The organism is Candidatus Rhabdochlamydia porcellionis (assembly GCF_015356815.2).
GTDB classification, from domain to species: domain Bacteria; phylum Chlamydiota; class Chlamydiia; order Chlamydiales; family Rhabdochlamydiaceae; genus Rhabdochlamydia; species Rhabdochlamydia porcellionis.
Genome location: NZ_CP075585.1, coordinates 355,733 through 370,642 on the forward strand (window position 1 = coordinate 355,733; position 14,910 = coordinate 370,642).

The following is a 14,910-nucleotide window of genomic DNA, read 5'->3' on the forward strand; positions in this document are numbered from 1 at the left end:
ATATATTATGATATCTAGCGTGATCTATTTTATTTTAGCAGCTTTTGGACTTGGTCTTATCGTGTTTATTCATGAGTTTGGACATTATTGGATGGCTCGAAAAGAAGGAATGAAAGTAGAAGTTTTTTCTATTGGATTTGGTAGTCCCATTTGTAATTGGCAATACCAAGGTGTGAAATGGCAATTGTGTTGGCTTCCCTTTGGAGGATATGTACGAATTGCAGGAATGGAAAAAGAAGGAGCTTTAGAACCTTATCAAATCCCTAATGGTTTTTATGCAAAAAAGCCTTGGGCGCGAATTAAAGTCGCTTTTATGGGGCCTTTGATAAATGCTGTTTTTGCTTTATTCATGTTTTGTGTCCTGTGGCTTTCTGGAGGAAGGCAAGATTCTTTTTCAGATCATACGCAAATTGTAGGTTGGGTTGATTCTGATTTAGAAGCTTGCTTTTCAGAGATCTATCCCGGAGATCGTATTACGCAAATTAACAATAAACCTCTATCTCAATTTAGACAGCTCTATGCGTATGTCGCTTTAGAAGAACAAGCCCCTAAGATTCAAGGAACTCAAATCAATTATCTAGACCAAAAACAACACCCTTTTACTCTAATTTGCAATGATACAAATCAACTAAAAGGAATAGAGAGAAGCAGATTGATTATGCAAGCTGTGCAACCTGCTAACTTTCTGATCTATTCTCAAACTATGGGCGCTGTGAATTCAAATATTCCTGCAGGGTCTCCCATGGAAAATAGTGGGATCCAAAATAAAGATCGCATTGTGTGGGTAGATGGAGAGATTATTTTCTCAAGGCAGCAATTAGTATCTACAATTAATCAAAAAAAGGCTTTGCTTACAATTAAAAGAGGTTCTGAGGTTTTTCTAACAAGAGTTCCCCGTTTAAAAGTTTCTGATTTACGGATAAATGCATCTCAAAAAGATGAGATTAGCGACTGGCAAAACGAAGCTAAAATACAAGGCAAGCTAAATGATCTGTATTTTGTTCCCTATCAAATTACTTCGGATTGCAAGGTAGATCGCTTAATTTCCTTTTTTAATAATGACTCTCAAGAGCAGATACATGAATTAAAAAAAGGATCTTTTTTAGAAGTCCCTTTAGAAGAAAATGATCAAATCATAGCTGTTGATGGGGTAAAAATTCATTCAGGATATGAATTATTAAACCAACTACAAACCCACTTAGTACAAATGGTTGTCTCTCGAGATAGCCGAGCGCTTGAGGCTCTTTCTTGGAAAACAGCTGATAAAGCATTTGTCGATCAGGTAGATTGGCATGGACTCGGAAAGATTGTTCATTCTATTGGAACAGATGAGTTAATAAAAACTGTTGGGAATTTGCATTTGCTCAAGCCAGTACAGCCTAAGCCATTTAGTCAATTGCCTCTACCAGAATCTATCAAGATGTTTCATACGCATCAATTGCAAGAGCAACGTAAGATGATTGATGCCATTGAAGATCCTAAAATTAAAGATCAAGCATTAAAAACATGGCAAGATCAGCAAAAAGAACTTAGATTAGGTGTAAGTTTAGCTGATTGCAAAGTGAATTATAACCCTTCTCCTTTAGTACTCTTTTCAAGCGCCTTTCAAGAAATGGGTAAAACAATAATGGCTCTTGTTACTGGAATTTTAACTCCAAAAGCTCTAACGGGTCCAATTGGAATCGTAGAAATTATGCATACGAGTTGGGCTGAAGGAAGTAAAGAAGCTCTTTTTTGGCTGGGGATGATTAGTTTGAATTTAGGCGTTTTAAACCTGCTTCCTATTCCAGTATTAGACGGAGGTCATATCTGTTTTTCTATTTGGGAATGGGTTACTAAAAAACCTATCAAGGCAAAAACCATGCAGAAGCTAGTTATTCCCTTTGTCGTATTTTTAGTTACTCTCTTTATTTATCTTACCTATCAAGATCTCTCTCGAATCATAAAAAGGTTATTGTAGCTATAGAAGAAAAAGCACTCTTTAAAAGAGTGCTTTTTCTTCTGATTTCTAAAAATAGATCCATATTAATTTAATAAGCTATCATTGATTTGGATAAAAAATGATGCGCTGCTAAGCGAGCTTTTATTTCTAGTTTTTTATCGAATCCAATTATCCTATTACAATGCATATGAATAAGGCTATCTAAAATATTTCTCTTTGTATTCCAAAGCATTTCAGCTTGCTCTAAATCATTTATTTTCTTAGCAAGAGAACTTAGCGTATTTGTTGTTTTAGATAATAGAGATTTTATTATATCTCCTTTTGAATTTGGTAAATTTTCTTCAATTTGCTCTAAGAATAAGAATTTTGTATATTGCATGATTATTCGATTATAAGGGCGTAGACCAGATAATAAATTCATGTGTTCTCTATTAGGAGTAAGAAAAGCTAAAACTAATGCATTATCGGTATAAAAATGCTTTAAAATATTGATAATTCCAAAAAGAGGTTTTATGTATATTGGTATATCATCCGTGATTTTATTTGCCTTTAGAAGGATTTCAGAACAATAGATAGTGTCAATAAAAAAAAATTCTTCAACTAGATCAATAGAATCGGGTCCTCCATAGCGCTCAATCTCTCTTTTATAGGGACAAATATGAAAATCATGGATCAATTTACTTTGTAATAAATGAGAAATCCATTGATGGATGTCTTGTAAAATAGAAGAGTTCAAAATTGAATGAGGAGCATTAATGCGTATTCGTATATGATAATCCTCTTCTTTATATCTAACATAGAACCATTTTTTTATTTCATATTTTTCTGTTAAATAATTTAAGTAATGAAAAAGGGTTTTTTGTAAAAATATTTCAGTTTCTTCTATTGGAAGAAAAATTTTTGCATAGAGCCATTCACCCCCAGGTAGAGATATTCGATCTTGAATAGAGAGTTGCTTCGTTTGAGGATAAGAAGTATGCAAGCTTTCAAATCCATAAGCTCTATTTTTTGTCAATGGAACTACGAATTCTGAAACGTAATTTCCCTTTGAGTTTTTAATTACCCTATTATTTAAGTCAATTAGGTTTTCAACTAAAAAAATTTCGAAATTACTTTTGAATTGTTGGAATATTAAATCAAAAAAACAACCCACTTTCCAGTTGATTAAGAGGCGATTATCGGATTGTGTTAAGTAAATCTGAAAAGGAACATCATATTTTTTGAATGCATTGAGTAGTTTAATTTTAATTTCATTCTCAGAGTCTGTTGTTTTGATTTCTAGTGATTGATAATTAAAGTACCATTGAGCTGGAGAAAAAACAATATTTTGATAGCGAATTCTTGGAAAATAAAGCATAGAAGTCAAATAGCTAGAAAGCATAGGTGCAAAATTTGAAAATCGATATCTTGATAATGTCAATAAAAACTTTAAAGGGAAAGGGGCTAAGTCGGGGTTAATAGCACTGTTTAGCACAGTATAAATTTCTTTATTTAGTTTTTTAGAATAAATATAAAGCTGCTCAGCGTTAGCTCCTATGTATAAATCATTTAACTGGAGCGTATTTTTCGAATCATTATAGCCATATATATTTAACTGATATTTTCTTGTTTTTTTGCAAAAGCAAATATTTGCAAATCTCGGGTTTTCAGGAAAAAATGATGTTTCAACAAATAAAATTTCAGGATGTAAACTTTCTTCTTTTTTTTTTAACTCCTGCATCTTCTTTACTTTTGCCTCATCCCATAAATAAAGAAATCTCCCAAAAGCGTTTCCGGCTTGAGGAGTCATTCCAAGAATAATTAAGTTAAAATTTCCTTGATTAATATCTTTTAAAGAGGGAGCGGATAGTTCAAATAAAAGCTCAATGGAAGGAGGGGCTTTTTGGAGCTCCTCTTTTGTTAATTTAGGTAGTAATTGAACTATGTCATCTAGAATGATTTCTTTTGCTGAAAGCTGCGAGAAGATAAAAGTTTCAATTAAATTGGTCTTTTTCTTTTTGTCAGTTTGTTTTAACAGGAAATCATAAACATGAGGTTCTCCTAATAACTCAGACAGTGGAACAAGTCGGTTTACACCGTATTTCTCAAGAAAGTGATGATAAAAGTCTACAAGATTATCGAGTTTTTGCTCTTCATGAGAAATAAGCCATAATAAATTAGCTGCTTTTTCTATAGATTTTTGAACATTTTTATGGAGGAATACATCAGAAATTTTACAATGAGCATCTACTTGAAGAGTGAATTTAACCTTTTTTGAGATATTCTTCATCTGCGTATAAACTTCTTCTAATTTTCCTATTCTATCATTAGACAGTGAATCATTTTCATATGCACTGATAGATTGAGAAAGATCACTTAAATTCTGAAAAGGTATTCTTTGTGTGATTTTAGTCAGTTCCGGTAAGGAATGTGTTTTCATATGTAATTCGGATAGAAGATACCTTTTTTGAAAAAGAAGCCATAAATATTCTTCTATTTTGGATTTTTCAATATTTGGATAAATTGTAATCATTTTTTTTTCTAAATCCTTGTATCGAATAGAAGTTTTAGCTAATGCAAAAACGGTTTCTGAAGCTTCCGTATTTTGAATGGAATTGTAATTTTTTCTAGATTCAATACTTGCATTTTTTATAATGATAGCTCTTCCGCTACGTAAGATAATTTGAGGATTTGCGATTACGTACAAATCTCGTACAAAAGTCTTTTCTGAGTGATATAGATCTATAAGATCAGCTACCCACTCCATACTAGGTCTTGCTTTTTTTTGTATAGAACTTATGTCGAATGTTAATTCTGTCTTAGAATGAAATACCCCCCAATTTACAGAAGAAAATAAACCAAAAGGAGTGGCTCTTGAATAAGTTCTCGATAGATATTTGAGAAGACTAAAAAAAATTTTTTTGTTTTTTGATTTTAAGTTTTTAATAAACTGATGAAGATCGGGGTTGGCTATTGCAATTGCTTCTTTAAATAGAGCATTATTTTCATAAAATTTAAAAATATATTTGATTGGATCTTGTTCTCTTGTAATTGAGTCGAGCACTTGAATCGGGTAGTGAGCATGTCTGATTAGAAAAAAATCAGCGCATTCATAGATTGGTGGTTCTTTCATAAAATTTCTAAATCAAAAAAATTCTAATTAAATTAGGATCTAATTTTTGCTGAACAAGCATTAAAGAAAGTGCAATGCCGATAGATCCATTGAGTAGACCGGGGTCATCCGTCCATTGATCATTTCCGTTTTTGTTAGGATGTCTTACTTTGAATCCAAAAGGTAGATTTGGATGGTAATCTGCTTTTAATTCGTTTTCTAAACTATCAGATTTTTTTAAAAGCTGATAGTTTTCCATATCTTTTGCCATTAGGTAAGTAGTTGAAAGAAGTCCTGCTTTACCAAAGGAAAAAGAGGGATCTAATCGATTGCTTTCTGTTTTATTAAAGAGAGAAATATAGGTATTGCTAGCAAAGCTAATTAAAGAGGAGTCATTCAATGTTTGGCCTGCTAAAAATAAAGATCTAAGCAATGCAGGCCAACCATTAGCCCAACTATCTTGAGCTATACCAGGTGTAGCCAGATCGTTTATATTAAGAGGTATGATTGTTTCCCAGCATTCATTATCCATAAGGGTTTGATATTTATTTTTTAACCAAGTTGAAACAAGATCTATCGATTCGTATAGTCCAGACATGCGAAATCCATCTGCTGCTGCCAATGAAAGAGCAGCTAAACAACCTGCAATTCCAAAAGAATGATTTAATATAAAACATCCATTCGGGTACTGGCTTTTTTCTTCGTCAAAAAATAAAGAGTCATGAGAAACATACCACCCAGGAACTTGATGAGAATCAAATTGTTTATTAAATGATAATATTTGAGCCAACATATCTATTAATTCAAAGGCTAATTTTCTCAAATAAGGATTATCTTTTCTAAAAAGAAGGTAGCTAATAATGCCGCTAATTCCTTGCGCTAAATTATAAAAATAAGGAGGGATATATATTTCCTTCTTTATATAATGAGACTTCATTTGAAGAAATGATCGGGTTACTTCTTTAATGAAAAAGTCATCTAGTTTTGATAGCAGATTTTGATATCGCTTTCCGTGATTAGATGAAAGGTAAATGGCAATACTTAATCCCGTTAATCCATTGAATAATGAGCAATTTGAAATTCCTTGTTTTTGTAAACATATAAGAGATAATTCAACGTATTTCTCAGCAACTAAGTCCCAGGAATTTTTAGGGAATGCACTATGCATAGCTGCATAAAAATAGGAGATCCCAGGAATTCCAGATATAAAAGATTCTTCTAGCCATATTGGGTATTCGACTTGGTTCTTATGAAATGTGTTTAAGGCTACTTTTCGCACGATGTTAGGGTCACGCATTTTTTCAGCGATATTTTCACAGATCAGCATAGAATCAAACATGGCAATTATCTTTTTTTTGAGTTGTTTTTCTTTTGTTTACTTCTTTTTCCAAAATGCTTAGCACTTCATTAGGCAGTGGCATAGATCCTTCTATTTTTTTTTCTTTTGAAGCATGTTCCATTATAAGTCGTTGTATTGGAGATATAACTTGATGTCCAAATTTATCGAGAAGCGATAGATTTTGTTGCATTGCAGGATTTTTCCACATGGAATCATTCATACTAGGAAAAAAAATAACAGGATTTTCATATCCTAAGATTGTTGTTGATAGAAGAGTTTCTCCAAGCCCATGAGCTGCTTGAGCAATTATATTAGCTGTTGCAGGAAGAATGATAAATATATCCGCCCAATGAGCAAGTTGAATATGGGTTCGAGCTTCTTTTGAAAAAGGAAACATACTTGTATAAACATCTTCAATAATTAAAGATACGGTTTCTTTACGAATGAAGTTTTCTGCTGCTCGACTCATGATTATTTTAATATTGGGGAATACTTCAAGCAAAGTATATAGATAAACAGGGATATGAATAGCAGTGATAGATCCGGTTATTCCTATTAATAATTTTGTTGATTTCATAACAAGTCTTTTTTTAAAAAAGGCCTCCCTATTAATAGGGAGGACTTCTTAGGTAATTAACATTTTTGAAAAATACTCTGAAAAAGTGTCATAAAGCTGACATCGCCACCGCCACCTTTTGCTAAAACCAAGTTATCCTCAATTTTTACTGATTGAAAATCCAGATCGAATGGATCTGCATTTTTTGTAAAAATTTCTTCAGAAAAAGAAGGTTTAACTGTATTTGCAGTTCTAAAATAAGATGAATTTTGTTCAATAGACATAAAAAACTCCGTGTTTTTTAGGTGTAAATTTTCTTTTAGCAAAAAGTATTTTCTGCTTTAAGAAAATATTAAAGATATATATTGTATGTGTATTATTTTTTGCAAGAAAATTTAAAGAAAAAAATGAATATATGTGATCCTACGGTATGATCTTATCTATATTGATCATGTCTTTTAGTCGTTCACGAAATATTTCTGTATTTTTAAAACTTTAAAATTTTTTAAATAATAAAGTTGGTTTCTATTAATTTTTTTTTTACTATCTATGGATATGTTAAGGGCTATTGGATTTATTTTTTTACCTCTTTTTCTAGTAATATGTATTGGGGCAATTTATCAGATTGTGGCAACTAAAGTGGATGAGACCCGATTTTTACCTCCAGGAAAACTTGTTGATTTGGGAGGGTATAGCTTACACATCAGTTGTATAGGAGAAGGAGATCAAACAGTAGTTTTAGAAGCGGGTCATGCAGGAAATTCCTTAGAATGGGCACTTGTTCAATCAGAGGTTTCTAAATTTACTCGTGTGTGTAGTTATGATAGGGCAGGTTATGGATGGAGTGAAGAAAGCCCCTATCCTCGAACAAGTGATCAGGTGGTTTTGGAATTGCATGAACTTCTGACTAAAGCTCAGATTCCAAAGCCTTATATTCTTGTTGGTCATTCATTAGGTGGTGTTAATGTGAGGCTCTATGCACATCAATATCCCGATGAGGTTTCTGGGATCATTCTAGTAGATTCATCTCATGAAGATCAGGAAGCGCGCCTTCCTCCAGAACCTAAAAAAAATTTTTTTATTAAACATCCAAAAATCGCAGAGTTTTTTACTTTCATTGGGATTCATCGGTTAATGATGCAAGCTTCAAGCGTCTCATCAAAGCTTAGGTTATCTAGTTATCCAGATTGGGTACAAAAAGCATATCTTGCAAAATTATCCTCAACAAAATGCATGAGAACTGCAGGTAAGGAAAGTTCTGCTTTTGTAGAGAGTCTTATACAATTAAAAAATGTCCAATTTTCTTTTAGAGATAAACCGTTGATTGTTCTTACTGCAGGAAAATGTATTTCTGGAAAAGGATATGGTTTCGATCAAGAATGGTTAAATCAAGCATATAAAGTATGGAAAGATCTTCAAAAGGAATTAGTAGCTCAATCGACAAAAGGAAAACAAATCATTGCAGAACATAGTGATCATCAAATTACAAGACATCAACCTTCAATTATTATTGAAGCAATAAAAGAATTAATCAATTCAAAAGAAAAATTTGAGTCCACGGGCGATGATTTTCAGAAATCGAAAATAGTAAACTTAAAATAATTCCAGAGACTCCAGTTATTAAACCAATGTTATCAATAGAAAAAGTGCTTTCTAAATCGTTTGTAGGAGGTATGCACTTAAATCCAAAAGGAGACTGATCGTTATATTGCTCAACTAGTAATTCTGCAAGTTTTTGAGCACTTTTTGAGAAAATATCTAGATGAGTTGCAAGGTATATTTGATGTATAATAGTCAAGTTACCAGATCTTCCATAGAAGAATGACGGACAGTTAAGGTCTTTAGATATTTGCAATCTAGTTGATATGGAAATAAAATCATTTATACAATAATTATAAAGATGAGAATCTTTTAAAGAACTTGCAGCAAGAATCATTGCATTGGAAATTCCTGGAGCCCCATAGGACCAGCTATCGAAATAAACATCCGAGCGAATTTCTACATAGTTTTTCTTTTTAGGGTTGAATGCAAATCGCTTAGGCCATACTTGTTTTATCTTACCCACATTCTGTTTTGTATTTTTAAGCCAGTTAATGATTGCATACATGGATTTTATGTGATTAGGAACTTCAATGCCATGTAAGAGAGCTTTAGCTAGAACTGCTAAGCAACCTGATACTCCATGAGCCATTCCTGTATCAAAACAACCTTCGCGATAGGTATCTAGATGTTTTTCAACAACTCCTTTAGGGTACATTTTTGCCCCATCTTTAAGAAGTAAATAATTTGCATTGGCATACCATCCAGGGATTTCATATGATCCAACGCGAATTAGGCCAGCTACTCGTACTATATGCTTAAGGATTTTATGAATGATCGTTTTAGATGCTTGGTGAGTGCTATAATTTAATAAATAGGCCAACACACCATTTAATCCAGAAATAATTCCATATTGAATAGGTAAAGGCAGTTTACCTTCTTTTTCAGCAAGCTCAATAGGAATAAGATAGTATTTCTGTATTTGATGTAGAAGTAGAAAGTGAAGAGAGGCATGCAGTTTTACATATTTTGGATTTTGTTCAGCAGCAAATTGAATAGTAAAGCAAATCCCTGTCAAGCCAGCAAATAAAGAAGGATCAAGAAACCCATTTGTTTTTAGTTCTTTGGTAAGAAGATCAATGTAAGCTTGGTAAGCTTTTTCCCATTTTGGATCAGGAAAAAACATGTTCATTTCGGAAAAAAGTAAAATAAGGGCAGGATATCCATAGCCTAGAGTTGTAGGTTCCCAAGGGCTGAATTTTTGATTCATAAACAAGTTTTCTTTTTTATGAGAAATCTCTTCAATATAAAAAGGGTCTATTAATTTTTTAGCTGATTTAATGCAAATTTCGACGATCTTCTTTTGTAACGAAGAATTTGAAGTAAGCTGTATTAAGTTAGTATGCTTCATGTGATTTTATTATTAAAAATGAGTTGAATTTAATATGATTCATTTTGTACTGCTTGTTAGAAGATAACAATAAAAGCATTCGATCACCTCACAAAGAGATAGTAAAAGGCGAGTTTGGACTTACAAGAGGATATTCCCTGATAAGATTATCTGTAAACTATAAAGATATAATATATTTTTTATGAAGAGTGTTGCAGTGGCTTAAGATTCTCTTAATCACATTCAGAGAATGGAGTTTCGTATCTAGACCAGGGTTATATTCCACTAGCTCAAAAGCAAAAGGGGGTATTTCTTGAAATAAAACAAAGCAATTTAAGAATTCTTCAAGATCGAGCCCACAAGAAACAGGGGTACCTACTGCATCTGCAAAGCTAGGGTCGAGGCTATCAAGGTCAAAAGAAATCCCATATCCAATAGTGGAGGTTGTGATGTGATGGATGGCTTCTTTTAATACTTCTTGTAATCCTCTTTGTTTAATGTTCTCCATGAAGTAAATATTTACACCTAGTTGTTTTAAAAACTCTTCTTCTTCCTTTTCATAACTTCTGGTTCCAATTAAAGCGATATTTTGAGGTTTTAGCTTAGGAGTAGAAGAAAGAATATTGACCAAGTGCTCGTTTCCAAAGCCAAGGAGAACTGCTAAAGGCATACCATGGATGTTCCCACTTTTTGAACTAGAAGGTCTGTGCGCATCCATATGAGCATCAACCCATAAAAGGCCAATATCTCCTCGTTGGCGATAACCTTCTGCTACTCCAGACCACGTTCCAATAGCACATGAATGATCGCCCCCTAAAGCAATAAAAAACTCTTCTTTTTTAGCAAAAGCAAAAGTAGCTTTTGCTAGCTCTCTATTGAAATGAGCAATACTTTCATAGTGATTACGTTTATGAAAAAAAGGTTGAATTTCTTGAAATAGTTTTAATTCTAACGTATTTTTTAAAAAAAAAGGCGCTTTTTCACTACCTGATTGATTTCCCCCTAATCCAGAAGAAGCTCCAATAAAAAATAAATCGTCATACATTAAGTTTTGCCAGATTTTTTTATAACATAAGTTTAGATAAATATTTTTTTATTTTAAATCAACTAATGAAAAACAAAGTTATAAGAAAAGCTAATCCATTTTAATTTGTAAAAGCAGGTTAACTGTTTAATAGATCTTTTTAAGAAAGTCAATAAAAAGCTCTGAGCTGCTTAAAAGTAGCTCAGAGTGTGATTTTCAAGCGAGGTTATTTTTTATCCTCGTCATCGAGAATTTCTACTTCTGCTTCTTCTATGTTTTCTTTCTCATTCTTTGGTGGTTGTTGAGCATCTGGTGCTGGTTGGGCGCTTTGCATCGCTTTCTCAATTTTTTGCATATGGGTATTTAGCTCTGTGTGGGCAGCTTTAATAGCAACAGTATCTTTATCTTCCAATGCTTTTTTTACAGCGTCTATTCTGCTTTGTATTTCTTGAGCAAGCTCCTGAGGAATGCGCTCTTTATGCCCATCTAAAAATTTTTTTGCTTGGAAAGCTAAAGCTTCAGCTTGGTTCTTTAACTCTACTTCTTCTTTATTTTTTTTATCTTCTTCCTTGTGATCTTCTGCATCTTTTAATGCGCGCTTAATTTCATCTTCAGATAGACCGGACTTTGCTTCAATGCGAATTTTTTGTTCCTTGCCACTTTTTGCATCTTTTGCTGATACATGCAAGATACCATTGGCATCGATATCGAAAGCTACCTCAATTTGTGGCATGCCACGAGGTGCAGGAGGAATATCTGTAAGATCAAAACGGCCAATTTCTTTATTGTCTTTAGCCATTTTACGCTCCCCTTGTAAAACGACAATAGTAACAGCGGGCTGATTATCAGCTGCAGTAGAGAAAGTCTGTGTTTTCTTCGTAGGAATCGTTGTATTTCTTTCTACAATAGGGGTTAGAACTCCTCCTAGCGTTTCAATTCCCAGAGTCAATGGGATTACATCGAGCAATAAGACGTCTTTGACATCTCCTGTCAATACAGCGCCTTGGATAGCAGCACCAATGGCTACAACTTCATCGGGGTTAACTCCTTTATGAGGTTCTTTACCAAATATTTCTTTTACTTTTTTCTCAACAGCTGGCATACGAGACATTCCACCGACCAGAATTACTTCATTGATTTGCCCTTTGACTTTCTTTTCTGCATCTTTCAGAGCTTTTTCACAGGGTTCAACCAAACGCTCGATTAAGTCATGAACTAAGGACTCTAACTTGGCTCGGGTTAATGTTAATGCGAGATGCTTAGGACCTAAGGCATCCATAGTAATAAATGGTTGATTAATTTCAGTAGATTGTGTACCTGATAGTTCAATTTTGGCTTTTTCTGCAGCATCGCGTAAACGCTGTAGAGCCATGCTATCTTTGCTTAAATCAATACTGGTTTCTTTTTTAAATTCTTCAAGCATCCAATGTAGAATAGCATTGTCGAAATCATCACCGCCTAGATGAGTGTCTCCATTTGTTGCTAGCACTTCGAAAACACCGCCGTGAATTTCTAATACAGAAATATCAAATGTTCCTCCACCTAAGTCAAAGACCGCTACTTTTTGGTCTTCTTGTTTTTCTAGTCCATAAGCTAAAGCAGCAGCCGTTGGTTCTGGAATGATTCTTAAAACATTTAGACCAGCAATTTTTCCTGCATCTTTTGTCGATTGTCTTTGAGAATCATTAAAATAAGCAGGGACTGTTATAACGGCTTCAGTGACTGGATGTCCCAAATAGATTTCTGCTGTTTCTTTCATTTTGATTAAAACTTGAGCTGCAACTTCTTCGGGAGTAATTAATTTATTATCTACTTTAAATGCTGTACCTCCATTTGCATTATTGGTAATTTCATAAGGAACGGTTTTAATTTCAGATTCTACTTCATGAAATTTGCGCCCAATAAAACGTTTAGAAGAAGAGATCGTATTCTGAGAATTGGTAATGGCTTGTCTTTTTGCAGGTATCCCTACCAAACGTTCATTACCTTTGAAAGCAACGGTTGATGGAGTGGTGCGACCTCCTTCTGTATTGGCAATTACTGTTATTTTGCCATTTTTTTCCCTAACAGCAACACAAGAATTAGTAGTTCCTAAGTCGATACCAATAACGTCTTGTTTATTAGAATTAGATTGTGCCATAATATATCTCCTTTTATTTTTTTTATGTATCTTGTTCTGGTAAAGAAGGTTTTTCTAAATCGGTTGTTTCCTTCTTTTTTGATTCTGGCAAAACAGCAACTTTTACATGTGCTGGGCGTATGGTGCGGTTACTGCTTTTATATCCTTTAATAAATTCTTGAAGGACAGTTCCTTCTTCTGTTTCTTCTGTTTCTTTTGTCTCAATTGCATAATGCAAGTTAGGATCAAACATATCGCCATCAGAGCTAAAGGCTGTAATTCCATGTTGGCTTAATGCTTCCTTGAATTGTTGTGCAATCATTTGGAATCCTTGAGCCCAATTAAGCACTTCTTGAGACATATGCTCTGTACTGTTTAGAGCGTTTTCCAAATTATCAATGGGTTTTAAAAAATCTTCTAAAGCACTTTCAACAGCAAAACGTATAGCTTCTTGTTTTTCTTTTTGCATTCTTTTGTGTGTATTATCCATTTCAGCCAATAAGCGCAGGTATTTATCTCTATATTCTTCTAACTCTTGCTCTGCTTTTTGCTGATGAGTTTTTACTTCATCTAATTCATGCTGCGACGCATCTGGTGTTTCATTCTGTTCTTGAGTCATCTATTTCTCCTTTCTGATAAAGCGATTTATTTTCCAATAGTAAGTAGGAACTCTTCTCTAAGATAAGAGGGTTTTCTTTAGACTCGAGATGGGAGTGTTTAGGTTGTCTAAAGGAAATTTTATATTTGTACATACTACTTGTCAGTGAGTTTGAAATAATATTTGCAGCTATTTCTAAAAGTCCAAAAAGTTCTCGATAAGGCATGCGATTGGGCCCTAATATACCAAATGCTCCGCAAATTGTATGATGGATGTGATAGGGAACTGCCAATATAGAACAAGAGGTGGCTTCTGGAGCAAAGGCATGCAGATCATCTCCAATCCAGGAGTGTAATTTGCCAATTTGACAACTCTTGTTAAGTAGAGCGCGCAATTGTTGCTTGTTTTCAAATAAAGACAACCCACTTGCTAATACAGAAGCATCATTAAAATCAGGATAAGCTAGTAATTTGGAAAAACCTGCTTGAAATAAGTCTTCCACGCTGAAATTAGTATAAGAGACAATATGTCTTAAGATGGCTTCCTTGTATAATTTAGCAGCAAGGGACTCTTCTTCTTGGTTTAATAGAGGTTTATCTAGTTTATTAAGACGCCAATGAAAATAGCTTTCTAACTTTCGCGATAATGAATGGGAAATTTTCTTATCAACATATAAAACTTCATTGTGAATGAGACCAAAGTCACTGATCAGCACACAAAGCAAGCGGTTTTGGTCAATGCTTACTAGTTTAATGTCTAAAATAAAATCTTGATCGAAACGGGGAGCAGAAAGGAACACAGCACAGCTGGTTAATTCGCTTAGAGATTCCGTAACTTGATTTAAATAGACAACGAGCTCTCTTGTTTGTTTTTGAAATAGACGGGTTGCATTTTTTTTATCTTGTTCGGATAAACGAGGCTTATTTATATGTGCTTCTGCATAGATTTTAAATCCTAGTGAGGTGGGAATGCGCCCTCCAGAAGAGTGTTGCTGTTTAAGGTAGCCTTCTTCTTCTAATTTCATGAAATAATTGCGAATAGTTGCTGGACTTAAAGTTTCAAACCCTTGTTCTCGAAGCGTATGAGATCCAATTGGCTTACCTGTTTTAAGGTATAACTCAATCAACCCAAATAGGATTAAGCGTTCTCTTTGACTTTTAGCTGGCTTTTTAGGAATCAGTGGCTTCATATGAAAAAAAATCTTAAAAATTTATAAAACCAGTATAACTGAAAGAGAACGGCGAATCAATTAAAATCAGCAGTCTTAAGGCTAGACTGCTAATTTTTATGAATAAGTTATTGATAATAAGGT

11 protein-coding genes are annotated in these 14,910 nt (G+C 33.7%); 2 read left to right on the plus strand and 9 right to left on the minus strand.

Annotated elements, in window-relative coordinates; translation table 11 throughout:
• The first annotated feature begins 7 nt into the window (after positions 1-7).
• Positions 8-1,960, plus strand: a complete 1,953-nt coding sequence (locus tag RHAB15C_RS01695; protein ID WP_194845020.1) for a site-2 protease family protein — start codon at positions 8-10, stop codon at positions 1,958-1,960.
• A 70-nt stretch (positions 1,961-2,030) separates the two neighbouring features.
• Here the strand turns inward: RHAB15C_RS01695 and RHAB15C_RS01700 are convergent, their stop codons facing one another.
• From RHAB15C_RS01700 to RHAB15C_RS01715, 4 genes are read right to left on the minus strand one after another with little or no spacing between them, the layout of a single operon-like run.
• The gene (locus RHAB15C_RS01700; RefSeq protein WP_194845019.1) at positions 2,031-5,054 is read right to left on the minus strand and encodes a lantibiotic dehydratase; all 3,024 of its coding nucleotides are present in this window, start codon (positions 5,052-5,054) and stop codon (positions 2,031-2,033) included.
• A gap of 7 nt (positions 5,055-5,061) precedes the next feature.
• On the minus strand, positions 5,062-6,372 hold the full coding sequence (locus RHAB15C_RS01705; RefSeq protein ID WP_194845018.1) for a lanthionine synthetase LanC family protein: 1,311 nt from the start codon (positions 6,370-6,372) through the stop codon (positions 5,062-5,064).
• Positions 6,365-6,949 carry a flavoprotein gene (locus RHAB15C_RS01710; protein ID WP_194845017.1) on the minus strand — a complete coding sequence of 195 codons (585 nt, stop codon included), beginning with the start codon at positions 6,947-6,949 and terminating at the stop codon, positions 6,365-6,367. The genes RHAB15C_RS01705 and RHAB15C_RS01710 overlap by 8 nt, the downstream gene beginning before the upstream one ends.
• A gap of 56 nt (positions 6,950-7,005) precedes the next feature.
• Positions 7,006-7,212, minus strand: a complete 207-nt coding sequence (locus RHAB15C_RS01715) for a hypothetical protein (protein WP_194845016.1) — start codon at positions 7,210-7,212, stop codon at positions 7,006-7,008.
• 343 nt (positions 7,213-7,555) lie between these two features.
• Here RHAB15C_RS01715 and RHAB15C_RS01720 point away from each other — a divergent pair, with 343 nt between their 5' ends.
• Positions 7,556-8,530, plus strand: coding sequence for an alpha/beta hydrolase (locus tag RHAB15C_RS01720; RefSeq protein ID WP_194845015.1), 975 nt, complete (start codon positions 7,556-7,558; stop codon positions 8,528-8,530).
• Here RHAB15C_RS01720 and RHAB15C_RS01725 read toward each other — a convergent pair.
• From RHAB15C_RS01725 to hrcA, 5 genes are all read right to left on the minus strand, one after another.
• The gene (locus RHAB15C_RS01725) at positions 8,460-9,737 is read right to left on the minus strand and encodes a lanthionine synthetase C family protein (protein WP_194845014.1); all 1,278 of its coding nucleotides are present in this window, start codon (positions 9,735-9,737) and stop codon (positions 8,460-8,462) included. The two genes, RHAB15C_RS01720 and RHAB15C_RS01725, sit on opposite strands and share 71 nt — an antisense overlap.
• A 298-nt stretch (positions 9,738-10,035) precedes the next feature.
• Positions 10,036-10,902, minus strand: a complete 867-nt coding sequence (locus RHAB15C_RS01730) for an arginase (protein WP_194845013.1) — start codon at positions 10,900-10,902, stop codon at positions 10,036-10,038.
• A 205-nt stretch (positions 10,903-11,107) separates the two neighbouring features.
• On the minus strand, positions 11,108-13,024 hold the full coding sequence (gene dnaK / locus RHAB15C_RS01735; RefSeq protein WP_434062079.1) for a molecular chaperone DnaK: 1,917 nt from the start codon (positions 13,022-13,024) through the stop codon (positions 11,108-11,110).
• A gap of 19 nt (positions 13,025-13,043) precedes the next feature.
• On the minus strand, positions 13,044-13,619 hold the full coding sequence (locus tag RHAB15C_RS01740) for a nucleotide exchange factor GrpE (RefSeq protein ID WP_194845011.1): 576 nt from the start codon (positions 13,617-13,619) through the stop codon (positions 13,044-13,046).
• On the minus strand, positions 13,600-14,787 hold the full coding sequence (hrcA, locus tag RHAB15C_RS01745) for a heat-inducible transcriptional repressor HrcA (protein ID WP_194845010.1): 1,188 nt from the start codon (positions 14,785-14,787) through the stop codon (positions 13,600-13,602). The genes RHAB15C_RS01740 and hrcA overlap by 20 nt, the downstream gene beginning before the upstream one ends.
• Between the last annotated feature and the right edge of the window lie 123 nt (positions 14,788-14,910).

Bases quoted from the DNA above. Each gene is read 5' to 3' on its own strand.
- RHAB15C_RS01740 (WP_194845011.1), bottom strand. From the start codon at position 13,619: ATGACTCAAGAACAGAATGAAACACCAGATGCGTCGCAGCATGAATTA.
- RHAB15C_RS01705 (WP_194845018.1), bottom strand. From the start codon at position 6,372: ATGTTTGATTCTATGCTGATCTGTGAAAATATCGCTGAAAAAATGCGT.
- RHAB15C_RS01715 (WP_194845016.1), bottom strand. From the start codon at position 7,212: ATGTCTATTGAACAAAATTCATCTTATTTTAGAACTGCAAATACAGTT.
- RHAB15C_RS01725 (WP_194845014.1), bottom strand. From the start codon at position 9,737: ATGAATCAAAAATTCAGCCCTTGGGAACCTACAACTCTAGGCTATGGA.
- RHAB15C_RS01710 (WP_194845017.1), bottom strand. From the start codon at position 6,949: ATGAAATCAACAAAATTATTAATAGGAATAACCGGATCTATCACTGCT.
- hrcA (WP_194845010.1), bottom strand. From the start codon at position 14,787: ATGAAGCCACTGATTCCTAAAAAGCCAGCTAAAAGTCAAAGAGAACGC.
- RHAB15C_RS01700 (WP_194845019.1), bottom strand. From the start codon at position 5,054: ATGAAAGAACCACCAATCTATGAATGCGCTGATTTTTTTCTAATCAGA.
- RHAB15C_RS01695 (WP_194845020.1), top strand. From the start codon at position 8: ATGATATCTAGCGTGATCTATTTTATTTTAGCAGCTTTTGGACTTGGT.
- RHAB15C_RS01730 (WP_194845013.1), bottom strand. From the start codon at position 10,902: ATGTATGACGATTTATTTTTTATTGGAGCTTCTTCTGGATTAGGGGGA.